Below are 21,710 nucleotides of genomic sequence, written 5' to 3'. Positions count from 1 at the left end.
CTATGAGCAACACCTTCGAGGACCGGATTGGACGCGCCCAGCGTAAGACCAGCGAGTCCGACATCGAGGTGAGCATCAACCTGGACGGCAGTGGCAAGACCGATATCTCCACCGGACTGCCCTTCTTCGACCACATGCTCACCGCTCTCGGGGCGCACGGCTCCTTCGATCTCGAGGTCAAGGCGGTCGGCGACGTCGAGATCGACGCCCACCACACTGTCGAGGACACCGGGATCGTTCTGGGCCAGGCCCTGGGCGAGGCGCTCGGGAACAAGGCCGGCATCCGACGCTTCGGCGACGCATTCATCCCGATGGACGAGTGCCTGGCTCATGCGGCCGTCGACGTTTCGGGCCGCCCGTACTACGTCGGCACCGGCGAGCCAGATGCCATGGTGCACACGGTCATCGGCGGCCACTACGCCACCGTGATCAACCAGCACTTCTTCGAAACCCTGGCCCTCAATGCCCGGATCGCCCTGCACGTGCGTTGCCTGTATGGCCGCGATCCGCACCACATCACCGAGGCGGAGTACAAGGCCGTGGCCCGCGCGCTGCGCGCTGCCGTGGAGCGCGACGAGCGCGTGACGGGCATCCCGTCCACAAAGGGCGCCTTGTAGGATTGAGGCCGCACGCGCCCAAGCCGTGTGGCCTGGGCGGGTGAGATGCCCGTCGCCGATATAGACCAGCAGATTTTCAACCCCGTGCGCACCACGTACGGAGGAAGGAAGGATGACCTTGCCTATTCGCCCGAAGGCACTCCCGGCGGCAGAGCTCGCCAAGATCGAATCCGTGTGGCAGGCCCCGGGGCTTACAGCCACGTTGATTTCAGTGTTCTGTGCCTTCGGCGGGTGGGCGATCCTCCTGCCGGTGATCCCGCTGGCCATCATCGAGGCCGGGGGATCCGAGACGATGGCCGGTGCCAGTACCGGCATCTTCATGGGGGCCACCGTGGCCACCCAGTACTTCACCCCACGCATCCTGCGGAAAGTCGGTTATTTCCCCGTCATGGCCACGGCCGGCTTATTGCTTGGCCTTCCCGCGCTGCTGCACATCGGTTCGATGTCCAATGAAGCAGTAATCGCCGTGGCCATCATCCGCGGCATCGGCTTCGGTGCCGTCACGGTGACGGAGGCCGCGCTGATCGCGGACCTTGTTCCGTTGCACCTGCTTGGCCGCTCCAGCGGCATCTTTGGAGTCTTCGTGGGTAGCGGTCAGCTCATCGGATTCCCGCTGGGCATGTGGGTTTATGACAACTACGGCTCCGCGGTCTACGTACTTGCCGCCGTCTACGCCGTGATCGGGGCGGCCGCCGCGCTGGGGCTGCCGGTGGAATCCAAGGAGGTCACCGAGGCGACCCACGAAACCACCGAGGTTGAAAAACCCGCCGCTCCACGGGTCGCCACGTGGAAGCTGGCGACCGTCCCCGGTCTGCTCATCGGTGTTGCCGCCGTGGGCTTTGCGGCGTTCAGTAACTTCTTGGCACCCGCCGCCGCCACGATCGACCCCGCTATCGCCGCCACGGTCGCTGGTCTCACCCTGGCGGTATTGGGAGCGGCACAGACGCTCGCGCGCGCGTTCTCTGGCTGGTGGTCCGACCGCATGGGACAGCCGGGCAGCCTGGCCGTGGCCTCTCTCATCTTCGCCTTCGCCGGCGTGCTGGGCGCGGCTGTGACCATCAACATGGAGCCCACCGGCCGCCTGCTGGTGGCGTGCGCCCTGCTGACCGCCGCGATCTTCGGCACCGGTTTCGGCCTGGCGCAGTCCGAGGCTCTGCTGCTGCTCTTCTACCGCCTGCCGCGCGACCGCTCCGCCGAGGCCTCCGCCCTGTGGAACATGTCCTTCGACTCCGGCACCGGAGTCGGTTCGATCTTGCTGGGCATCGTGGCCTCCAGCTTCGCCTTCCAGGGCGCCTTCATTGGCGCCGGTATCGTCATTCTCGTCGGCCTGTTCCTTGTCATCCTGGACCGCTTCATGGGTCAGCACCGCGTCGTGGACACCGGAAACGTCCGTACCCGTCTGCGCCGCGTGACCAACCGGGTGCGCGTTCGTCGCCGGTAGGCACCCGGGTACAATACGGGGCTATGGAAACACAGTCCACAGATGCGAATTCCAGCACAGCCACCCCTGCTGAAAAGGGAACCCCTACGGCCACCGGAGGGCGGCGGCCCAGCGTCGCACTGTTGGACTACGGCAGCGGCAATATCCGCTCCGCACAGCGAGCCATCGAGCGGGCTGGAGCGGAGGTCACCGTCACCAACCACCCGAAGACCGTGCTGAACGCCGATGGCCTCCTCGTACCCGGTGTGGGGGCGTTCGCCAGCTGTATGACCGGGCTGCGCAAGGTGCAGGGGGCCCGGCTCATCGGGGAGCGGCTCGCCGGCGGCCGCCCGGTGCTCGGCATCTGCGTGGGTATGCAGATCCTCTTCGAGCACGGCGTGGAGTTCGCCGACGGCGCCCACGGCAGCTCGGAGATCGAGGGCGCGGGGGAGTGGCCCGGCACCGTCCGCCGCCTCGACGCTAAGATCCTGCCGCACATGGGCTGGAACACCGTGGACGTCGACCCCGCGGGCAGCCAGATGTTCGACGGCCTCCCGGCCGACGAGCGCTTTTACTTCGTCCACTCCTACGGGGTCCAGGAGTGGGAGCTGCACACCGACGGCAGGACCCGCGCGCCCCTTGTCCACTGGGCCCAGCACGAGGACTGCCGCTTCGTCGCAGCCGTGGAAAACGGCCCGCTGTGGGCCACCCAGTTCCACCCGGAGAAGTCCGGTGACGCGGGTGCGCACCTGCTGCGCAACTGGGTCAAGACCCTTTAGTTGCACGGTCCCGGCACTGCGTCGGCAGGCCGGGGCTACACTGATCCTTTAATAGCTAAATCGACCCCGTGGCGAGAAAGTGAAAAACATGTCCCACAACAACACCACCGCTTTGACTCTCCTTCCCGCCGTCGACGTCTCCGAGGGCCAGGCCGTCCGCCTCGTCCAGGGCGAGGCCGGCACGGAGACCAGCTACGGCGCGCCGATCGAGGCCGCCATGGCCTGGCAGAACGCCGGGGCCGAGTGGATTCACCTCGTCGACCTCGATGCCGCCTTCGGCCGGGGCAGCAACTTCGAGATCATCCGCGAGGTCACCCAGGCGATGGACCTGAAGGTCGAGCTCTCCGGCGGCATCCGCGACGACGCCTCCCTCGAGCGCGCCCTGTCCACCGGCTGCGAGCGGGTGAACATCGGCACTGCCGCGTTGGAAAACCCGGAGTGGTGCAAGAAGATCATCCAGGAGCACGGGGATAAGGTCGCCATCGGCCTGGATACCCGTGAGGTCGACGGCGAGTGGCGCCTGCGCGGCCGTGGCTGGACCAGCGATGGCGGCAACCTGTGGGAGGTCCTCGAGCGCCTCGACGCCGAGGGCGTGTCCCGCCTTGTCGTCACCGACGTCTCCCGCGACGGCATGCTCAACGGCCCGAACGTCGAGCTGCTGCGCGAGGTTTCCGCAGCGACGTCCGCGCCGGTCGTCGCGTCGGGTGGCATCTCCAGCCTGGACGACATTCGAGCACTCGCCGCCGTCGTCGACGAGGGCGTGGACTCCGCGATCGTCGGTAAGGCCCTGTATGCAGGCAAGTTCACGCTCGAGGAGGCGCTGCGGGTCGCCCGCGGTCAGGAGGACTGATGACAGAATCTCTCGACACCCGCGCGCTGCTGGCCATCGCCGAAGCCGCGGTCGACGAAGCGGAGGCCACCTTCACGGCCGCCGTCGGTGCGGATCCCGAGGTCATCAAGAGCCCCGGCGACTTCGCCACCGAGGCTGACCTCAAGGTGGAGCGGCAGCTGCGCAACCTGCTGAGCCAGTACACCGGCTTCCCGGTTCACGGCGAGGAGTATGGCACCGTCATGCCGGGCGAGCTGCCGGGCGAAGCGCCGGAATACAATCCCGGTGACAAGAGCGCGGACGCCCTCGACGGCCCGCGTCGGCGTCGTCGGGAACTCATCGACGAGGAGCCGGAGACCTTCTGGGTCGTCGATCCGATCGACGGCACCGCGAACTACGCGGTGGGAAACCCGTTCTGCTGCATCCTGGTGTCCCTGATCCACCAGGGCGAGACGCTGCTGTCGGTGACCGAGATGCCGCTGCTGGGCCGGCGCATCACCGCGCACAAGGGCCACGGGCTGTTCGTGGACGGCAACCCCGCCCGGCCGATGCCGCCCTCGGACGCGGGCGTGACACAGATCAGCTTCGGGTCGATCCTGTCCCAGCGCCGCGGCAACTTGCCGATTTCCTACCGCCAGGACATGCTCAACGAGATCGGCAAGTCCTATCCGCGCATGCGCGTCACCGGCTCGGTGGGTATCGACCTTGCCTTCACAGCCGCTGGTGTTTTCGGGGGCACGGTGACCTTCAGCCCGAACTTGTGGGACAACGCCGCGGGCATCCTGGCCGTGGAGGCCAACGGTGGTGTGGCGACCGACTTCGCGGGCAACCCGTGGCGGCCAGGTGTCTCCGGCCTGGTGGCCGGGGAACCGGACGTGCACGCCACCCTGCTGGAACACATTCAAAACGTGCCGATCGGCACCGCTGCGCGCACCGCGCAGGAGATCATGGACCGAGGTGGAATTCAATGAGCGTCAGTGTGCGCGTCATTCCGTGCCTGGACGTGGCGAACGGCCGCGTCGTCAAGGGCGTGAACTTTAAGAACCTGCGCGACGCCGGCGACCCGGTGGAGCTCGCGAAGCGCTACGACGAAGAGGGCGCCGACGAGCTCACCTTCCTGGACGTCTCCGCGTCCAAGGAGGGCCGCGGCACGATGCTGGACGTCGTCCGCCGCACCGCGGACCAGATCTTCATCCCGCTCACCGTCGGCGGCGGGGTTCGTTCCGTCGAGGACGCCGATGCCCTGCTGCGTGCGGGCGCCGATAAGGTCTCCGTGAATTCCTCTGCGGTGGCGAACCCGGAGCTGCTGCGCGAGCTGTCCACCCGCTTCGGCGCCCAGTGCGTCGTGCTCTCCGTGGATGCCCGCCGCTGCGATGATCAGCCCTCCAGCTACGAGGTCACCACGCACGGCGGTACCAAGTCCGCCGGCCTGGATGCCGTGGCCTGGGCCAAGAAGGGCGAGGAGCTGGGCGTGGGGGAGATCCTGCTCAACTCCATGGACGCCGACGGCACCAAGGATGGCTTCGACACCGAGATGCTCGCCGCGGTACGCGAGGTCGTGTCCATCCCGGTCATCGCCTCCGGTGGCGCGGGTGCAGCCAGCCACTTCCCGCCGGCCGTTGCGTCTGGTGCGAACGCGGTTCTGGCAGCCAGCATCTTCCACTTCGGCGAGGTCAGCATCCGCGAAGTCAAGGACGCTCTCGCGGAGGACTACGAGGTGCGCCGTTGAGTTCTGCAGCCCTCGACCCCGCCATCGCCGGGCGCCTGAAGCGCAACGCTGACGGGCTCGTCGCCGCCGTCGTCCAGGACGCGACCACCGGGGACGTCCTGATGCAGGCGTGGATGAACGACGAGGCCCTCGCGCTGACCCTGGCTACCCGCAAGGGCACCTACTGGTCCCGGTCCCGGCAGCAGCTGTGGGTCAAGGGGGAGACCAGTGGGCACACGCAGGAGGTCGTGGAGGCACGGCTCGACTGCGATGGCGACACGGTGCTGCTGAAGGTTAATCAGACCGGTGCGGCGTGCCACACCGGAACCACCACCTGCTTCGATTCGGATAGGTTGCTCTAGAACATGGCTCCAGCGCAGAGGAATTTCCAGCAGATTACGACCCGTGAGGAATTCCGTGCCTTGGCGGCGGAACACCGCGTGGTTCCGGTGGTGTACAAGGTGCTGGCCGATGGGCTGTCCACCCTGAACACCTATCGCGTCCTCGCGGAAGACCGGCCGGGCACGTTCCTCTTCGAGTCGGCTCCGAGCGGCAAGTCCTGGAGCCGCTGGTCCATCATCGGAACCGGGGCGCGTGCTGCCTTGGTAGCCAAGGGCAAGGACGCCCGCTGGATCGGCCAGGCCCCGGAGGATCTGCCGGCTGCTGAGGACCCGCTCGCGGCGATCAGCGCCACTCTCGAGGCCCTGCACACTGCCCCCATGCCAGGCCTGCCGCCGCTGACCAGTGGCCTGGTCGGCTACCTGGGCTACGACATGGTGCGTTATATCGAGCAGCTACCGGATACGTGCGAGGACGACCTGGACGTCCCTGACCTGGTTCAGATGCTCGTCGACACCCTGGCGGTCGTGGACCACCACGAGGGCAGCATCTGGCTCATCGCCAACGCCGTGAATTGGAATAACTCACCCGAGCGCGTGGATGCGGCCTACGACGACGCCGTGGCCCGCATCGAGGACATGCTCGGCAAGCTCTCCGGCGCGACCGCGGGTGGAGTGCATACTTACGACGCCACCGCCGAGCCACAGGTCCGCCGCCAGCAGGCCTCCGAGGTGTACCAGGAACGCGTGCTGCAGTGCCAGGAGCACATCCGGGCAGGGGATGCGTTCCAGATCGTGCTGAGCCAGCGTTTCGAGATCGACACCGATGTGCCTGCCTTGGACATCTACCGGATGCTGCGGCGCACCAACCCGAGCCCGTACATGTTCCTGATGAACATCCCGAACGAGGACTTCACGAAGATCGCGTTTCGGATCGTCGGTTCCTCGCCGGAATCTCTCGTCCGCGTGCAAGGCGGACACATCAGCACCCACCCGATCGCTGGCTCCCGGCCCCGCGGGGCCACCCCGGAGGAGGATCTGGCCAACGAGCGCGAGCTGCTGGCTGATGAGAAGGAGAACTCCGAGCACTTGATGCTCGTGGACCTGGGGCGCAACGACGTGGGCAAGATCTCGAAGCCCGGCTCGGTGGCGGTGAATGACTTCCGGCATATCGAGCGCTACAGCGCCATCATGCACCTGGTGTCCGGTGTGACGGGCGAGCTCGCGGAGGGTAAGACCGCCGTGGATGCTGCGGCCGCGACCTTCCCGGCTGGCACGCTGTCTGGCTCCCCGAAGCCATCCGCGATGAGCATCATCGACCGGCTCGAGGACACCCGCCGCGGTATCTACGGCGGCACGGTCGGCTACTTCGATTTTTCGGGTAACACCGACCAAGCGATCGCGATCCGATCGGGGCTCTACAAGGACGGCACCGTGTACGTGCAGGCCGGTGCGGGTATCGTTGCGGATTCCGACCCGGTGGCGGAAGACCGCGAGTGCCAGCACAAGGCCGCAGCCGTGCTGCGCGCCGTGGCAGCAGCGGAGACGCTGCGCACGCTCTAGGTTGCGACCGTCCAACGACGTTGACGAGAAGGTATGAAGGGCATGACGAAGACTGAGAAGCGCATTCGTGGGCTGGCCCAACTGCTGGTGATCCTGGCAGCGGCCGGCGTGTGGGGATTCGGCCGCATGAACTGGCTGACCGCGGAGGTCTTCGACGACAAGTCCGGCGAGTCCACTCACGAGCTCGTGGGTGCAGTGTGGGATCCGGCCGGCACGCCGCTGGCGCTGGCGATGATGGCCGCGCTGATCGCGACGATGGCGGTCCCACCGGTGGTCCGCCGCATCATCGGCGTGCTCATCGCACTGCTGTCCGCTGGCGCGAGCTTCCGAGCCGTGCAGCTCGTTGGGGCGGAGCCGGATCTCTATCGCGCCCAGCAGCTGCTGCGCTCTGGCGTGGCCACGCAGAATTCCAGCAACCCCGAGCAGATCTCCGCCTGGGCTCAGGTGCTGTCCGCGGAAGTGCACAATCTGCCGGTACTGCTCACCGTCATCGTCGCGATTCTCGGCGTGTGTGGCGGGGTGATCCTCGCGATGAAGCCTGGGGGCTCGGACACCGGTTATAGCCGCTATGAGACCCCAGAGCGTCGCCGCGAGGGAGCCAAGCAGGACCTGACGGAGAACCCGGATTCCGGCCGCGTGCTGTGGGATGCCCTCGACGCAGGAGTGGACCCGACAGACGAGGAACGGACGTAGCCTGCGTTGACCGTGGTGGCAGGATTTCGTGCCAGCGTGGCGCGTAGATAATGTTGTGACCATCGACACAGCGATCGTGGAAGGGTAGGCCGACATGGCAACAGTGTTGGATGAGATCATCGCCGGAGTTCTTGAGGACCAGGCTCGCCGCGAAGCGGAGGTGCCGCTGGCGGAGATCAAGGCTCGTGCACTGGACGCCCCGCCCGCGCTCGACGCCCTGGCAGCTCTCTCTGGCCCGGATGTCAGCGTTATCGCCGAGGTCAAGCGCTCCAGCCCCTCCAAGGGCACCTTGGCCGCGATCCCAGAGCCGGAGGTGCTGGCCAAGGCCTATGCCAAGAATGGTGCTGCAGTCATCAGCTGCCTGACCGAGGAGCGCCGCTTCAACGGCTCCCTGGCCGACTTCGACGCCGTGCGCGCAAACGTGGACATCCCGCTGCTGCGCAAGGACTTCATCGTCAACCCGTACCAGATCTACGAGGCCCGGGCCCACGGCGCGGACGTCATCCTCCTCATCGTCGCAGCCCTCGAGCAGGAGCGGCTGACCGGACTCCTGGAGTGCACCGAGTCCCTGGGGATGACCGCCCTCGTCGAGGTTCACACGGAGGACGAGGTCGAGCGCGCGGTCGCCGCCGGAGCCAAGGTCATCGGCGTCAACGCCCGTAACCTCAAGACCCTCGAAGTCGATATGTCCGTCTTCGGGCGGATCGCCCCGCTGATCCCGGATCACATCGTGAAGATCGCGGAATCCGGTGTGCGCGATAAGCACGACCTGATCGAGTACGCCCGCCACGGTGCGAACGCCGTCCTCGTGGGCGAGGGGCTCGTGACCGCCGACGACCCGGGCGCGGCCGCCAAGTCCCTCGTGGTGGCAGGCCAGCACCCGGCGTGCCCGACCGGCTCCAAGCAAGACGCATAACCCCAGCCAGGTAAGTTGGAACTCGTGAGTAATAACCAGAAAAGCCCAGCACAAGCACTTCCCACCGCCGGTGAAGTGATCGGCACCGCGACCCACCATGAGCCCGATAACCTCGGGCAATGGGGCGACTTCGGTGGCCGTTATATCCCGGAGGCCCTCATGGCCGTGATTGATGAGATCACCGACGCCTGGGGTAAGGCGAAGACCGACCCGGAGTACCTGGACACTCTCGACGACCTGCACCGCAACTACTCGGGCCGCCCGTCCCCGCTGTACTACGCGGAGCGTTTCTCCGAGCACGTGGGCGCGGAGGTGTGGCTCAAGCGCGAGGACCTGAACCACACGGGCTCCCACAAGATCAACAACGTGCTCGGCCAGGCCCTGCTGGCCAAGCGCATGGGCAAGACGCGCGTGATCGCTGAGACGGGCGCCGGGCAGCACGGCGTGGCCACCGCCACCGCCTGTGCCCTGCTCGGCCTGGAGTGCCGCATCTACATGGGCGCGGTGGATGCCCAGCGCCAGGCGATGAACGTCGCCCGCATGAAGCTGCTGGGCGCAGAAGTTGAGGAGATCGAACTCGGCTCCGCGACCCTGAAGGACGCGATCAACGAGGCCATGCGCTACTGGGTGGCCAACGCGGACGACACTTATTACTGCTTCGGCACCGCCGCAGGTCCGCACCCATTCCCGCAGATGGTGCGCGACCTGCAGCGCATCATCGGAACCGAGGCCCGCCAGCAGATTCTGGAGGGCGCTGGTCGCCTCCCGGACGCCGTCGTGGCCTGCGTGGGCGGTGGCTCGAACGCGATCGGCCTGTTCCACCCGTTCATCGAGGACGAGTCCGTCGCACTGGTCGGCGCCGAGGCCGCGGGCGACGGCATGGACACTGGCCGCCACGCCGCGCCCGTTAACCTGGGCCGCCAGGGCGTGTTCCAGGGCTCCTACTCCGACCTGATGGAGGACGAGGACGGCCAGATCATCCCCTCCCACTCCATTTCCGCCGGGCTCGATTACCCGGGCGTGGGGCCCGAGCACTCCGCATTGCACGCCGAGGGGCGCGCGGAGTACTTCGCCATCACCGATGCCGAGGCCATGGAGGCTTTCCGTCTGCTGACCCGCTTGGAGGGCATCCTGCCTGCCATCGAGTCTGCCCACGGTGTGGCCGCCGCCATCAAGTACGCCGAGCGCGAGGATAACCCGTTGATCATCGTCAACGTCTCCGGCCGCGGCGATAAGGACGTCGCGACCGCCGCGAAGTGGTTCGCGAAGGAGGGAAACTAAATGAGCCGCCTGGAGCAGATCTTTAAGGACGCCAAGTCCGAAGGGCGGGCGGCATTCGTCGCCTACTACCCGGCAGGTTTCCCGACGGTGGAGGAGTCCGTCGAGAACATCATCGAGCTGTCCAAGCACGCGGATCTCATCGAGGTAGGCATCCCGTTCACGGATCCGATGATGGACGGCCCGACTATCCAGCACGCCGCGGATATCGCGCTGGAGAATGGCTTCAAGGTCAAGGACACCATCGAGGTCGTCCGCCGGGCCACCGAGGCCGGCGCGAACTGCGTGGTTATGACCTACTGGAATCCGGTGCTGCAGTACGGCCCGGAGCGCTTCGCCGCCGAGTTCGCCGAGGCCGGTGGCCTGGGCAGCATCATCCCGGACCTGCTTCCGGAGATGGCCGGCCGCTGGAAGGCCGCCTGCGATGAGTACGACCTGGACCCGGTCTATCTCGCGGCCCAGTCCACTACCATGGAGCGGTTGGAGATGACCGCGAACGCCGGTGGCGGCTTCATCTACGCGGCTTCCCACATGGGTGTCACCGGCGCTCAGGACGAGGTCGATAAGGGCGCCCAGGAGCTCGTGGAGCGCTGCCGGAAGGTCACTGATCTGCCGGTGGCCGTGGGCCTGGGTGTTCGAGACGGCAAGCAGGCCGCGCAGATCGCGGCCTTCGCCGACGGCGTGATCGTGGGCTCCGCCCTGATCAACGCCACGGAGCAGGGCACCCTGGTGGAGGTCGCTGCAGACCTGGCCGCCGGCGTGCGCGCCAAGGCGTAGGGGAGCAGCCACGCATGATGGGTGCGACGGACACCATGCTGCTCGCCACGATTCCTTCGCCCCCGCAGGGCGTGTGGTACCTGGGCGGATTCCCGCTTCGTGCCTACGCCCTGTGCATCCTCACGGGCATCGTCGTGGCCTACTTTTGGTCGCGGAAGCGCTACGCCGATCGTGGCGGTGACCCGGAAGTCGTGGTTGACGCGCTGCTCGTCGCCGTGCCCGCGGGCATCATCGGCGGGCGCATCTACCACGTCATCACCGACCACGATAAGTACTTCGGGCCAGGGAAGAACCCCGTCGATGCGCTGAAGATCACAAACGGTGGTCTCGGCATCTGGGGCGCGGTGATCCTGGGTGGGGTGGCCGTGGCGCTGTTGTTTAAGTTCAAGCGCCTCCCACTGATGCCTTTCGCGGATGCCATCGCTCCCACCATCCTGCTGGCACAAGCCATCGGCCGGCTGGGCAACTGGTTCAACCAGGAGCTCTACGGCGGCCCCGCTGACGGCCCGCTGGCCCTGGAGATCTACCGCCGCGTCGACGAGTCCGGCTACCTCGCGCCCGTCACGGGGCGCTCCACCGGGGAGGTCATCGCCACCGTCCAGCCCACCTTCCTCTACGAGATGGTGTGGAACATCCTCATCGTCTGCCTGCTGGTCTACATCGACCGCACCCGCCGGCTGGGTGGCGGTAGGGTGTTCATGCTCTACGTGGCTGGCTACACCCTGGGTCGCTTCTTCATCGAGATGCTGCGCACTGATCCGGCCACGACGGTCTTCGGGGACGTCCGCATCAACGTGGTGGTGTCTGCCGTGGCTTTTGTGTCGGCCGCCATCCTGTTCTGGGCGACCCGGAACCGACGTCGGGAAACTCCCGAGTACGTCCGCGGTGGAGCGGATCTGACCACCGAGTCGGAGTAAAAACTCGCCCCAACTACCCCTTATGTAGCGGGGGTCGGCTGCTCCTGGCTATTCTGGGGAGCTGTGAGCAGAAGAACAAAAATCGTGTGTACGCTCGGCCCGGCTGTGGCCGATAAGGATTCGATTCGCGGGCTGATCGACGCGGGCATGAATGTCGCGCGCCTGAATTTCTCCCACGGGGAACATGCTGATCATCAGCAGAATTACCAGTGGGTCCGCGACGCCTCGGCGGAGACCGGCAAGCCGGTCGGCATCCTGGCCGACCTGCAGGGACCGAAGATCCGCCTGGGCCGTTTCGCCGAGGACAAGACCTATTGGGCGACCGGCGAGACCGTCCGCATCACCGTGGAGGACATCGACGGCACCCACGACCGCGTTTCCACCACCTACAAGGGCCTGGCTCGGGACGCGCAGCCGGGCGACCGCCTGCTCGTCGACGACGGCAAGGTCGCGCTGATCTGCAAGGCCGTCGAGGACGACGACGTGGTCTGCGAGGTCGTCGAGGGCGGCCCGGTGTCCAATAACAAGGGCGTGTCCCTGCCGGGGATGAACATCTCCGTCCCGGCGCTCAGCGAGAAGGACCGCGAGGACCTGCGCTTCGCACTGAAGATGGGCGTCGACTTCATTGCCCTGTCCTTCGTGCGCTCCCCGGCGGACGTTGAGCTTGTCCACGAGATCATGGACGAGGTCGGCCGCCGCGTGCCGGTTATCGCGAAGCTGGAGAAGCCGGAGGCCGTCGACGCGCTGGAGCCGATTATCCTGGCCTTCGACGCGATCATGGTTGCCCGCGGTGACCTGGGCGTGGAGGTGCCGCTGGAGGACGTCCCGCTGGTGCAGAAGCGCGCCATCCAGATCGCTCGCGAGAACGCCAAGCCGGTGATCGTGGCGACCCAGATGCTGGACTCCATGATCGAGAACTCCCGCCCGACCCGCGCGGAGGCCTCCGACGTGGCCAACGCCGTGTTGGACGGTGCGGATGCGGTCATGCTTTCCGGCGAGACCTCCGTGGGTAAGCACCCGATCGCGACGGTGGAGACGATGTCCCGCATCGTCGTTGCCGCCGAGGACGACGGCGAGGCCCCACCGCTGACGCACCGCCCACGTACCCGCCGCGGCGTGATCTCCTACGCGGCGAAGGACATCGGCGAGCGCCTCAACGCACGCGCCCTGGTGGCCTTCACCTCCTCGGGGGATACCGCCAAGCGCGTGGCACGCCTGCGCAGCTACCTGCCGCTGCTGGTGTTCACGCCTTCGCAGGATGTGCGCAACCAGCTTTCGCTGACCTGGGGCACCGAGACGCTGCTCACCAATGATGTCGACTCCACCGATGACATGATGCGGGTGGTGGACGAGTCCCTGCTCAGCAAGAAGAACTACAACTACGACGACCTCGTTGTGGTTACCGCGGGCTCCCCACCGGGGATCCCGGGCAACACCAACATGATCCAGGTGCACATGCTGGGTCAGGAGCGCCGCCGCTAGGCAAAGCGCGCGGGCGTGAAAGCGGCCGGGTTCCTCGCTGGTGAAGCGAGACCCGGCCCCTTTCGCTGTGCTGAGCGCGGGTGGCGCACAAAGTACGCTGCGGGCGCTGCAGCGGGTTTATCCCAGGCGGACTAGACCCCCAGGTAACCCAGCACTGCTGCTGCGGCGGCCTTGATGCCGGTGTGCACGGAGCCCTTCGCCGGGGCGAAATCGCTGGCGTGGTTCCCCGGCGCCGGCGTGGCGGCGTCCCACTGCTCGGTGGGGGTAACCCCGACCGTCCAGAACAGGTACGGGCAGCCGAAGTGGCGGGGGATCTCGGAGAAGTCCTCGGAGGCGGTCCACCGCTCGGAGTCCTGCGACTGGTCGCCGAAGACCTCGTCGAAATAGGGGCGGACCGTGCGGAAGAGCTCCGGGTCGTTATCGGTCAGCTCGCCGCGGGCGGAGTACTCGATGGTCGGCTCGCCGGTGACCCCGGAGGCCAGGCACTCGCCGCGGATGACCCGCTCGATGGCCTCGTAGGTGCGGTCGCGCACCTCGGTGCTGTAGAAACGGCAGTTTAGTACCAGCTTCGCCTCGCTGGGGATGGTGTTATTCGTATGCCCGGCGATCAGAGAACCCACGGAGATCACCGCGAAGTCTTTCGGGTCCACCTCGCGGCCCACGATGCCCTGCAGGCGCACCACGATCATCGCCGCGACGTAGCTGGGGTCCAGGCCCAGGTGCGGGGAGGAGGCGTGCGCGGACAGGCCGGGGATCGTCACGGTGATGGTGTCGCAGGCCGCGAGCACGGGCCCGGCGGCGGTGTAGACCGTGCCCTGCGGGCCCGCGACCACGTGCTGGCCGAAGCAGACATCCGGGCGGGGGATCACATCCGCAAGCCCGTCCTTGATCATGTTGTTCGCGCCCTGGGTGACCTCCTCGGCGGGCTGGAACAGGGCAATGAAGGTGCCCGACCACGCCTCGTGGTGGGCGTCCATGACCGCGCAGAGCCCCAGCAGGGAGGAGGTGTGGACGTCGTGCCCGCAGGCGTGCATCACGCCGTCCACGATGGAGGCATAGGGCAGCCCGGTGGTCTCGCGCACGGGCAGGGCGTCGAAGTCGGCCCGCATCAGCGCGGTCGGCCCGTCACCGTTGCGGAAGATGGCAACGATACCGTGGCCGCCGATGCCGGTGGTCACCTCGCAGTCGAAGTCGGCAAGTTTCTCCGCGATCGCGAGTGCCGTGTGCTCCTCCTGGAGGGAAAGCTCGGGGTGGGCGTGCATCCACTCGTAGAACTCCTGGGTCCACCCCAGGTCACTCCCGGGCCCGGAGCCCAGGGAGTTGATGAGCTCCGCGACCGCCTCTGGTGCGGCCTGGGCGGGGGAGGTGGACTCGGATGCAGACATGCGAAAACTTCCTTTCTTCAGCGTTCAGCCTTCAGCCGTGCGTGACTGCGGTGCGGCACCAGCGAGGTAGCGGTGCTGCCCGGTGCTAGCGGATCGCCGGGTTGTACTTCAGCTTGTTGGGGGCGTGCTCGATGTCCTCGCCGAGCTTGATGCCCGGCGCCAGGCGCCCCGCGGCCTGTGCGGCCTCCAAGCGGTGCAGCACCAGCTCGCAAAGCTCCTGCGGGGTGATGGTGTTGATGTAGATCTTCGTGCCGCCCTCGAAGCCGGCGAGGGTGGAGACGCGCCACTTGATGACGATGCGCCACGGCATCGGCACGTCCACGTCCATCGGCCGGTGCAGCCATTCCTCGTTGCAGGGGATGGAGGGGCCGCTGGCGATGTGGCAGGCGTGCACCAGGTCCGCGACGCCGGCGCGCTCCTCGGGCGTCATCAGCCACGGCTCGGTGGTGGCGGACTTGCAGAAGACTTCCAGGGTCGGCCAACGGTGCCCGAAGCCGGCGAAGGCGATGGCGTGCTCGTTCTCGGCGAAGACGAGGTTGTGGCGGGCGGCGTAGTCCACGGCCCACTCGTTGTACATATTCGGGTTGTTGCGGACCAGGGAGATCTCCCAGTCGTTCTGCAGACCGTGCTCGTCAATGGCCACGAGCTGCTTGTGCAGGTGCTCCATCGTCGCACCAGAGGGCTCCAGCCAGTTCTGGAAGGCCGCGACGTAGCGGACGTAGCGGTTCGCGCGGTAGAGCTGGTCCATCCCGTCGACCGTGAACTCGATGAACAGGCGGTGGTCCTCCCAGCTCATCTCGCCGGAGGACGCCAGCTGGTCCGTCGTTGTCGCCCCGGGGACGTAGTGGTCGCGCGCGATGACGACGTCGTGGCCGCCGGCGAAGAGTGCTGCGCCCATCTCGTGGAGTGTCTGGTGGCGACGCTCCTCGGTGAACAGTTCGTCGATCTCCGCCTTCGGGGTGCCTGCGGCGGAGAGCTTGACGCGCAGGATGTTCTCGACGTGCTCGCAGCCGGCTTCCTCGCTGAGGTAGTCGGTCATGTGCTTCGCCGCGGCAGGGTTCATGCGGTAGCCGTAGTTCAACGCCCAGTAGTCGTAGGTGAGGATCTCGTAGAGGTTCGCCACGCGGCGGAAGAGCGGCTCGCTGTCCTCCAGCTTGCTGGCGACGACGCCGCGGTCGATGCGGACCTCGCCGTTGATGTCCCGGACCATGCGGGCTTTTTCCGGGGGAGTGTCGAGCTTGCGGGCGATGCCGAAGTCGCTGGCCCGGTCGCGGTCAGCGATGGGATCCTTGGCCAGCTGGTAGCGCTCCATGGGGCGGTGCCCGCGCCCGGGGACAGTCCACACCTCGGTGCCGGAGAAAGGATTAACCTGCTTGATCGTCCCGTCGGGGAGCGTCGTCAGCGGGGGAACCGGGGCCGGGATGCGTCCTGAATTAGCAATCACACCTGCCGATCCTAGCTAATCAACCAGCAAAGCTGCCATACTTGGGCGCATGCCAAAGATTAGTTTTAGGATCTTGTCCACCGCTGCCCAGCGCGACGAGATCGAGCAGGATTTCCGCACCCTCATCGACTCTTTCGGACCCCGCCTCGACGCGGAACTGGCGGTGAAGACCGGCCTGACTCCCGACCCCGAGCTGGAGACCACCTGGGTGGAGCTCTTCGGGGAGACCTCGGAGGACGACCCGACCTCCGGGACCACCCTGGACGTCGCCGTCGCGAACTACGAGGGTGGGTCGATCTCGGGCCTGGCGATGCAGTTCGCCCACCTGCTCACCGCGATTGAGGACGAGCCCGCCGAGCCGCTACTGCGCGAGGTGAAGGACGACCCGGGCACCCCGCGGGTGCCGTGGCACCTCGAGGTCTCCCCGTAACAGCCAGGCTGTAGAAACACCTGATTGGAGCGCTCACCCCCGTAGCCCAATAAGGCTAGAGCGCTCACCCCCGGGAGAAAAACCCTGAAGCGAATGACCGCTCCTGGAAGAGGAGGCTCTAGCGCCTAGAGAAGGCTGGAGAGGAACTCCTGGGTGCGGGGGTGTTGGGGATTGGTGATGAGGTCCTCGGCGGGGCCCTTCTCCACGATCACGCCGCCGTCCATGAATGCCACCTCGTCGGCGACCTCGCGGGCAAAGCCCATCTCGTGGGTGACGACCAGCATCGTCATCCCGTCGTCAGCCAGGGAGCGCATGACGCCCAGCACCTCGCCGACCAGCTCCGGGTCCAGAGCGGAGGTCGGCTCGTCGAAGAGCATCAGCTTCGGGCGCATCGCCAGGGCGCGGGCGATAGCCACGCGCTGCTGCTGACCACCGGAGAGCTGCACCGGGTACGCGTCGCGCTTATTGGCCAGCCCGACCTGTTCCAGCAGGTTCATCGCGTAGCCGGTGGCGGTCTCCTTGTCTTCGCCGTTGACCAGCACCGGGGCCTCGATGATGTTCTCGAGCACCGTGCGGTGGGGGAAGAGGTTGAAGTGCTGGAAGACCATCCCGATGCCGCGGCGCTGCTTGGCTGCCGCGGCTTCCGAGATCTCGTATAGGGTGCCGTTGTTTTCCCGGTAGCCGATGAGCTCGCCATCGACCTCGATCCGGCCGGCGGTGACCTTCTCCAGGTGGTTGACACAACGCAACAGGGTGGACTTGCCGGAACCGGACGGGCCGATCAGGCAGGTCACCGAGCCCTTCGGGATCTCAAGGTCAATGCCCTTGAGCACGTCGAGGCGGCCGTAGTTCTTCCACACATCGCGGAAAGCAATCATGGGGACGTTCATCGATTATTCTCCGTAACGCTGTCATCGTCCTTGATGGAAATATTGCGCGGCGGCACGCCTTCCGCATCGGTGAAGGCGGCGAGCTGGCGGGAGGTCAGCTGGCGGGAGGAGCCACGCGAGAAGTAGCGCTCCAGGTAGTGCTGGCCCACCATCAGCACGCTGGTGATCACCAGGTACCAGCTGGCAGCCACCAGCAGCAGCGGGACCGGCTGGAAGATGCTGTTGGAAATGTCCGTCGCCTTACCGAAGAGCTCTCCGGAGTACGGCACCACGATGACCAGGGATGTCGTCTTCAGCATGCTGATCAGCTCGTTGCCGGTCGGCGGGATGATGATGCGCATCGCCTGCGGCAGCACGGTGCGGCGCATGTTCTGCCACCAGGTCATGCCGAGCGCCTTGGAGGCCTCGGACTGGCCCTCCGGGACGGCCTGGATGCCCGCGCGGACGATCTCGGCCATATATGCGGCCTCGTTGAGCCCCAGGCCGATGACGGCGAGCCAGAACATGTTGGATAGGAAGTCCTGCATATCGATCTCCGCGATGCCGATGTTGACGACCTGGTAGATCGAGCCCAGCAGGCCCCAGAACATCAGCTGCACGTAGACCGGGGTGCCACGGAAGACCCACAGGAAGAGCCAGGACACGCCGCGCAGCACGCCGTTGGGGGACATGCGCAGCACGGCGATGATGGAGCCCAGTACCACGCCGAGGATCATGGCCAGCACCGTCAGCAGGATGGTGTGGCCTGCGGCGACGGCGATGCGGGTATCGAAGATGTACTGCCGGTAGGTGTCCCAGCCGTAGGCCTCGTTGCCCGCAGCGCTGATGACGAACCACGCCAGCAGGATCACGAGTACGGCAGCGGTGATCCAGCGGCCGGGGTGGCGCAGCGGGACTGCCTTATTGGACGACGGCCGGCGGCGTGGCTCGTCGGAAATCACGGTTGTCCGGGAGCTGTTGTTAGCGGTGCTCACGGCGCCTCCTGTTCATCGTGCGGTTGGTGCCCCGGCGCTTGAGACGGCCGGTGGCGGCGGGCAGCTGGTTGTGTCGCTGGCGGGCCTGGGGCAGTGGCTTCAGGTTGAAGGTCACCTCATCCAGGGCGCCTTCCTCCAGGCCCCAGGGCTCGAGGATCTTCTCATAGGTGCCATCGTCCATCATGTCCTGCAGGGCCGCGGCGAAGGCGCGGCCCAGCTCGGAGCCCTTCGGGAAGGCCCAGCCGAATGGGGCGGTATCGAAGGCCTCGCCGACCTGGACGAGTTTGTCCTCGGAGCGCTGAATGGCGTAGGCGATGACGGAGGAATCCGAGCTATAGGCGTCAGCGCGTTTGAGGATCGTGGCGGTCGCCGCGGCGTCGGCGGTGGGGTAGACCAGCTTCTCGATCGCTGGCTTTCCATCCTCGACACAGGCCTGGCTCTTCTCCTCGACCTCGTCCGTATCCGAGTAGGTGCCCTTCTGTACCGCGACGGTCAAGCCACAGGCATTGTCCGGGTCAATGCTGTTCTCTTTGCCCGGCTGGGTTGCCCAGGCGATACCGGCGCTGAAGAAGTCTACGAAGTCGTAGGTCTTCTGCCGCTCTTCGGTGTCGGTGAAGGCGGAGGCGCCGACGTCGATGGTGCCGGCGGAGACTGCGGGCAGGATGAGGTTGAAGTCCATCTGGCGCGGAACCACGTCGAGGCCCAGCTTCGAACCCGCCGCACGCACCAGATCCATCTCGAATCCGATGATCTTGCCCTGCGAGTCCTTGAACTCATTGGGGGCGTACGGGGTGTTCGCGGCTGCCGACAGGGTGCCCTTGTCCTGGAACGTCTGGGGCACCATGTCGACTAGTTCCGGTTTGGCCGGGGGCAGGATCTCCTCCCAGCCATCGGGGTTGCCGAGCTCTTCATTCGTCACGCACCCGGTGAGGAGGAGGGCCGCCGTGGCGAGGATCGCCGCCACAGCAGACCGGTGTTTCGGGTGATTGTTCATGCGGGCAATATTAACGGATGACCAGCTGGGCCTTAATATCGGATGCTATGGATGCGAGCTTTTCTTCCCGCGGGACCGCTGCGGGCCGGCGTTACGCGGTTCTGGACTCCCCGGTGGGCAGGCTCTGGCTCATCGCGGAGGGGGAGAATGTGATCGGTTGCTGGTTCGATCAGCCCGACAGGATTCCAGACCTCGCCGGGGTCGGGGAGGTCTCTGCTGCCTCCGACGCGGTTCTCGGGAGTGCTGCGAGCATTCTCTCCCGCTTTTTCGACGGCGACGTCGCGGCCCTGGACGAGGCCCGGGACCTGCCGCTGGCTCCGTCTGGTACCGCGATGCAGCAGGCCGTGTGGCAGGAGCTGCGGCGGATTCCGGTGGGGCAGACGCGCAGCTATCAGGAGGTAGCGCGTAGCATTGGGCGGCCGAAGGCGGCACGGCCGGTGGGCCAGGCCGTGGGCCGCAACCCCATCAGCATTCTCGTGCCGTGCCACCGCGTGGTGGGGGCCGACGGATCCCTCACGGGCTTCGGCGGTGGCTTGGAGCGCAAGATCGAATTATTGACCCGCGAAGGAGTAAGTCTATGAAACGTCACATGGTGCATGGGTACCTGCAGGAGATCCTGGAGGACCTGAAGGACTCCGACGGCGGCGAGGTCGCGGACTACATCCCGGAGCTGGCGAACGCCGACCCAGGGCCGTTCGCGGTTGCGTTGGCCACCACTGACGGCGCCGTCTATAGCGCGGGCCTCAACGAGGGGGACGACGAGATGGAGTTCACGATCCAGTCCGCGTCCAAGCCCTTCGTCTATGCTGCGGCGATCCAGGAGCGGGGGCTGAAGAAGGTGCGCGCCACGGTGGGCATGGAGCCCTCCGGGGAGGCGTTCAACGAGCTCAGCCTCGACCCGGGTAGCAACCGGCCGATGAACCCGATGATTAACGCGGGTGCGATCGCGGTCAACCAGCTCATCAACGGCGAGGACTCCACCGTGGCGGAACGCACCGAGGTTATCCGGCAGTTTCTGAGCGAACTGGCGGGCCGGGACCTGGAGATCGACTACGCCGTCTGCGATTCCGAGCTGGAGGTCGCGGACCGCAACCTCTCGATCGCCCACATGCTCCGCAGCCACGGAATCATTGAGGACATGGCCCACGACGCAGTGGAAAGTTATACCCAGCAGTGCTCCGTGAAGGTCACAGTCCGGGACCTGGCGGTCATGGCCGCGACCTTGGCGAGCGGGGGCATCCAGCCGCTAACGGGCAAGCGCGTGGTCTCCCCGCTGGTCTCCCGGCAGGTGCAGGCGGTGATGTCTTCTGCCGGGATGTACAACCTCGCGGGCCGGTGGATGTCCGTGGTCGGAATCCCCGCGAAGTCCGGTGTGTCCGGGGGCATCATGGGCACGCTGCCCGGCGTGATGGGGCTGGCGACGTTCTCGCCACGTTTGGATAGCACAGGCAATTCGGTGCGCGGTGTGAAGACCTTCCACCGCCTCTCGGAGGACATGGGCCTGCACCTGATGGGCCTGCGCCAGCGTGGTGACACGGCGGTGCGCGACATCATCACCCGCGAGGACGGGCCTGAGGGGCGCACCACCACTATCGAACTCCAAGGAATCATTGATTTTGCGGCTGCGGAGAACGCGTGGCGTACTATCCTTCAGGAAGAGAAACTCGCCGACCGGGTGGTGTTCGGCCTCTCCGAGGTCGCTTCGGTCAACGACATTGGTCGGCGCATGGTCGTCCAGGGATTCCAGGGCCTGCGCAACGCGGGCCGTAACGTGATCCTCAAGGATCCCAGAAATCTTTTTCCTGAATTGGCATGACCCCGCAGCCCACGGCCCAGCCCGTGCAACACCAGTCCAAGCGCTTGCCCGGCAAGCCGTGGGCCTTCCTCGCCATCATCGCCACGATTTTCTTCGTGGTTCGTACCGAGCTCAGCCAGCAGATGCTCAGCTCGAGAGCTTCTCTGTTCCGCGTTCCCATTGACTTCATCGTCTACCGTCGCGGTGGTGCGCTGGTGCAACACGGTCAGGACGTCTACGCCGGCGGGCTGGTGGGCAAGCTGCCCTTCACCTATCCGCCGTTCTCGGCGTGGCTGTTTAGCGCATTCTCACAGGTCCCTGCTGTGGTGGGGGCAGTGTTGTGGCAGTTCGGTGCCTTCCTGCTACTGCTCATCATTCTAGTGGCGATCATCGCGGAGCGGGGCTATCGCGTTAGTGGGGTAACAGTCGCTTTCGCCACCCTGCTCGGCATTGCGAGTTTCGCACTCGTCCCTATCCGGGA

At 66.3% G+C, this 21,710-nt stretch carries 23 protein-coding genes; 18 read left to right on the top strand and 5 right to left on the bottom strand.

Translation table 11 applies throughout. The annotated features are described in order from the left end of the window. The first annotated feature begins 2 nt into the window (after positions 1-2). The 14 genes from hisB (at position 3) to pyk (ending at position 13,317) form a co-directional block, all read left to right on the top strand. A complete protein-coding gene (hisB, locus tag Q1V78_RS00265) occupies positions 3-617 on the top strand; it encodes an imidazoleglycerol-phosphate dehydratase HisB (RefSeq protein ID WP_300610320.1) in 615 nt (204 codons plus the stop codon). Between the two features lie 112 nt (positions 618-729). After that, positions 730-2,058 (top strand): MFS transporter, encoded by a 1,329-nt coding sequence (locus Q1V78_RS00260; RefSeq protein ID WP_300610318.1) that lies wholly within the window; start codon positions 730-732, stop codon positions 2,056-2,058. 23 nt (positions 2,059-2,081) lie between these two features. Further along, positions 2,082-2,816, top strand: coding sequence for an imidazole glycerol phosphate synthase subunit HisH (hisH, locus tag Q1V78_RS00255; protein ID WP_300610316.1), 735 nt, complete (start codon positions 2,082-2,084; stop codon positions 2,814-2,816). A gap of 88 nt (positions 2,817-2,904) precedes the next feature. Continuing rightward, positions 2,905-3,666: a bifunctional 1-(5-phosphoribosyl)-5-((5-phosphoribosylamino)methylideneamino)imidazole-4-carboxamide isomerase/phosphoribosylanthranilate isomerase PriA gene (gene priA, locus Q1V78_RS00250; protein ID WP_070758067.1), complete on the top strand. Its 762-nt coding sequence runs from the start codon at positions 2,905-2,907 to the stop codon at positions 3,664-3,666. Then, positions 3,666-4,616, top strand: coding sequence for an inositol monophosphatase (locus Q1V78_RS00245; protein WP_300610312.1), 951 nt, complete (start codon positions 3,666-3,668; stop codon positions 4,614-4,616). The genes priA and Q1V78_RS00245 overlap by 1 nt, the downstream gene beginning before the upstream one ends. After that, on the top strand, positions 4,613-5,374 hold the full coding sequence (gene hisF, locus Q1V78_RS00240; RefSeq protein WP_300610310.1) for an imidazole glycerol phosphate synthase subunit HisF: 762 nt from the start codon (positions 4,613-4,615) through the stop codon (positions 5,372-5,374). Before Q1V78_RS00245 ends, hisF begins: the two co-directional genes overlap by 4 nt. Then, complete coding sequence (gene hisI, locus Q1V78_RS00235) at positions 5,371-5,715, top strand: phosphoribosyl-AMP cyclohydrolase (RefSeq protein ID WP_070761913.1); 345 nt, start codon at positions 5,371-5,373, stop codon at positions 5,713-5,715. Before hisF ends, hisI begins: the two co-directional genes overlap by 4 nt. Before the next feature lie 3 nt (positions 5,716-5,718). Next, positions 5,719-7,254: an anthranilate synthase component I gene (locus Q1V78_RS00230; RefSeq protein ID WP_300610306.1), complete on the top strand. Its 1,536-nt coding sequence runs from the start codon at positions 5,719-5,721 to the stop codon at positions 7,252-7,254. A 42-nt stretch (positions 7,255-7,296) separates the two neighbouring features. After that, a complete protein-coding gene (locus Q1V78_RS00225; protein ID WP_300610304.1) occupies positions 7,297-7,947 on the top strand; it encodes a TIGR02234 family membrane protein in 651 nt (216 codons plus the stop codon). Between the two features lie 94 nt (positions 7,948-8,041). Next, entirely contained in the window at positions 8,042-8,863 is an 822-nt protein-coding gene (gene trpC, locus Q1V78_RS00220; protein ID WP_300610303.1) for an indole-3-glycerol phosphate synthase TrpC, read from the top strand. A gap of 24 nt (positions 8,864-8,887) precedes the next feature. Continuing rightward, on the top strand, positions 8,888-10,144 hold the full coding sequence (gene trpB, locus Q1V78_RS00215; protein WP_300610301.1) for a tryptophan synthase subunit beta: 1,257 nt from the start codon (positions 8,888-8,890) through the stop codon (positions 10,142-10,144). Continuing rightward, positions 10,145-10,918 (top strand): tryptophan synthase subunit alpha, encoded by a 774-nt coding sequence (gene trpA, locus Q1V78_RS00210; RefSeq protein WP_300610299.1) that lies wholly within the window; start codon positions 10,145-10,147, stop codon positions 10,916-10,918. Between the two features lie 14 nt (positions 10,919-10,932). Further along, positions 10,933-11,835, top strand: coding sequence for a prolipoprotein diacylglyceryl transferase (gene lgt / locus Q1V78_RS00205; RefSeq protein WP_300610296.1), 903 nt, complete (start codon positions 10,933-10,935; stop codon positions 11,833-11,835). 63 nt (positions 11,836-11,898) lie between these two features. Beyond that, positions 11,899-13,317 (top strand): pyruvate kinase, encoded by a 1,419-nt coding sequence (pyk, locus tag Q1V78_RS00200; protein WP_300610293.1) that lies wholly within the window; start codon positions 11,899-11,901, stop codon positions 13,315-13,317. Between the two features lie 131 nt (positions 13,318-13,448). On the opposite strand, the gene Q1V78_RS00195 is transcribed toward pyk, so the two are convergent. Together Q1V78_RS00195 and Q1V78_RS00190 are read right to left on the bottom strand one after the other, a co-directional pair. After that, a complete protein-coding gene (locus Q1V78_RS00195) occupies positions 13,449-14,702 on the bottom strand; it encodes an amidohydrolase (protein WP_300610290.1) in 1,254 nt (417 codons plus the stop codon). Between the two features lie 85 nt (positions 14,703-14,787). Continuing rightward, positions 14,788-16,146: a DUF4921 family protein gene (locus tag Q1V78_RS00190; protein ID WP_300610287.1), complete on the bottom strand. Its 1,359-nt coding sequence runs from the start codon at positions 16,144-16,146 to the stop codon at positions 14,788-14,790. Between the two features lie 49 nt (positions 16,147-16,195). Here Q1V78_RS00190 and Q1V78_RS00185 point away from each other — a divergent pair, with 49 nt between their 5' ends. Further along, positions 16,196-16,576 (top strand): hypothetical protein, encoded by a 381-nt coding sequence (locus tag Q1V78_RS00185; RefSeq protein ID WP_300610285.1) that lies wholly within the window; start codon positions 16,196-16,198, stop codon positions 16,574-16,576. Positions 16,577-16,701: 125 nt separating this feature from the next. Here the strand turns inward: Q1V78_RS00185 and Q1V78_RS00180 are convergent, their stop codons facing one another. The 3 genes from Q1V78_RS00180 to Q1V78_RS00170 are packed head-to-tail and all read right to left on the bottom strand — an operon-like array spanning position 16,702 to position 19,434. After that, positions 16,702-17,466, bottom strand: coding sequence for an amino acid ABC transporter ATP-binding protein (locus Q1V78_RS00180; RefSeq protein ID WP_300610282.1), 765 nt, complete (start codon positions 17,464-17,466; stop codon positions 16,702-16,704). After that, on the bottom strand, positions 17,463-18,407 hold the full coding sequence (locus Q1V78_RS00175; protein WP_300610379.1) for an amino acid ABC transporter permease: 945 nt from the start codon (positions 18,405-18,407) through the stop codon (positions 17,463-17,465). Before Q1V78_RS00175 ends, Q1V78_RS00180 begins: the two co-directional genes overlap by 4 nt. A gap of 19 nt (positions 18,408-18,426) precedes the next feature. After that, complete coding sequence (locus tag Q1V78_RS00170; RefSeq protein ID WP_300610279.1) at positions 18,427-19,434, bottom strand: ABC transporter substrate-binding protein; 1,008 nt, start codon at positions 19,432-19,434, stop codon at positions 18,427-18,429. A gap of 47 nt (positions 19,435-19,481) precedes the next feature. Here Q1V78_RS00170 and Q1V78_RS00165 point away from each other — a divergent pair, with 47 nt between their 5' ends. The 3 genes from Q1V78_RS00165 to Q1V78_RS00155 form a co-directional block, all read left to right on the top strand. Continuing rightward, entirely contained in the window at positions 19,482-20,015 is a 534-nt protein-coding gene (locus Q1V78_RS00165; RefSeq protein ID WP_300610276.1) for a methylated-DNA--[protein]-cysteine S-methyltransferase, read from the top strand. After that, positions 20,012-21,250, top strand: a complete 1,239-nt coding sequence (locus Q1V78_RS00160) for a glutaminase (RefSeq protein WP_300610274.1) — start codon at positions 20,012-20,014, stop codon at positions 21,248-21,250. Before Q1V78_RS00165 ends, Q1V78_RS00160 begins: the two co-directional genes overlap by 4 nt. Continuing rightward, positions 21,247-21,710: glycosyltransferase 87 family protein (locus Q1V78_RS00155; RefSeq protein WP_367279533.1), on the top strand; the 464-nt coding region annotated here is incomplete at its 3' end. The genes Q1V78_RS00160 and Q1V78_RS00155, both read left to right, overlap by 4 nt.

The organism is Corynebacterium sp., from assembly GCF_030152825.1.
GTDB lineage: Bacteria > Actinomycetota > Actinomycetes > Mycobacteriales > Mycobacteriaceae > Corynebacterium.
This window is presented reverse-complemented; position numbering and strand designations above follow the sequence as displayed.

What these genes read in the sequence shown, in the direction of transcription:
- hisB (WP_300610320.1), top strand. Translation starts at nt 3, where the DNA reads ATGAGCAACACCTTCGAGGACCGGATTGGACGCGCCCAGCGTAAGACC.
- Q1V78_RS00260 (WP_300610318.1), top strand. Translation starts at nt 730, where the DNA reads ATGACCTTGCCTATTCGCCCGAAGGCACTCCCGGCGGCAGAGCTCGCC.
- hisH (WP_300610316.1), top strand. Translation starts at nt 2,082, where the DNA reads ATGGAAACACAGTCCACAGATGCGAATTCCAGCACAGCCACCCCTGCT.
- priA (WP_070758067.1), top strand. Translation starts at nt 2,905, where the DNA reads ATGTCCCACAACAACACCACCGCTTTGACTCTCCTTCCCGCCGTCGAC.
- Q1V78_RS00245 (WP_300610312.1), top strand. Translation starts at nt 3,666, where the DNA reads ATGACAGAATCTCTCGACACCCGCGCGCTGCTGGCCATCGCCGAAGCC.
- hisF (WP_300610310.1), top strand. Translation starts at nt 4,613, where the DNA reads ATGAGCGTCAGTGTGCGCGTCATTCCGTGCCTGGACGTGGCGAACGGC.
- Q1V78_RS00230 (WP_300610306.1), top strand. Translation starts at nt 5,719, where the DNA reads ATGGCTCCAGCGCAGAGGAATTTCCAGCAGATTACGACCCGTGAGGAA.
- Q1V78_RS00225 (WP_300610304.1), top strand. Translation starts at nt 7,297, where the DNA reads ATGACGAAGACTGAGAAGCGCATTCGTGGGCTGGCCCAACTGCTGGTG.
- trpC (WP_300610303.1), top strand. Translation starts at nt 8,042, where the DNA reads ATGGCAACAGTGTTGGATGAGATCATCGCCGGAGTTCTTGAGGACCAG.
- trpA (WP_300610299.1), top strand. Translation starts at nt 10,145, where the DNA reads ATGAGCCGCCTGGAGCAGATCTTTAAGGACGCCAAGTCCGAAGGGCGG.
- lgt (WP_300610296.1), top strand. Translation starts at nt 10,933, where the DNA reads ATGATGGGTGCGACGGACACCATGCTGCTCGCCACGATTCCTTCGCCC.
- Q1V78_RS00195 (WP_300610290.1), bottom strand. Translation starts at nt 14,702, where the DNA reads ATGTCTGCATCCGAGTCCACCTCCCCCGCCCAGGCCGCACCAGAGGCG.
- Q1V78_RS00185 (WP_300610285.1), top strand. Translation starts at nt 16,196, where the DNA reads ATGCCAAAGATTAGTTTTAGGATCTTGTCCACCGCTGCCCAGCGCGAC.
- Q1V78_RS00180 (WP_300610282.1), bottom strand. Translation starts at nt 17,466, where the DNA reads ATGAACGTCCCCATGATTGCTTTCCGCGATGTGTGGAAGAACTACGGC.
- Q1V78_RS00170 (WP_300610279.1), bottom strand. Translation starts at nt 19,434, where the DNA reads ATGAACAATCACCCGAAACACCGGTCTGCTGTGGCGGCGATCCTCGCC.
- Q1V78_RS00165 (WP_300610276.1), top strand. Translation starts at nt 19,482, where the DNA reads ATGGATGCGAGCTTTTCTTCCCGCGGGACCGCTGCGGGCCGGCGTTAC.
- Q1V78_RS00160 (WP_300610274.1), top strand. Translation starts at nt 20,012, where the DNA reads ATGAAACGTCACATGGTGCATGGGTACCTGCAGGAGATCCTGGAGGAC.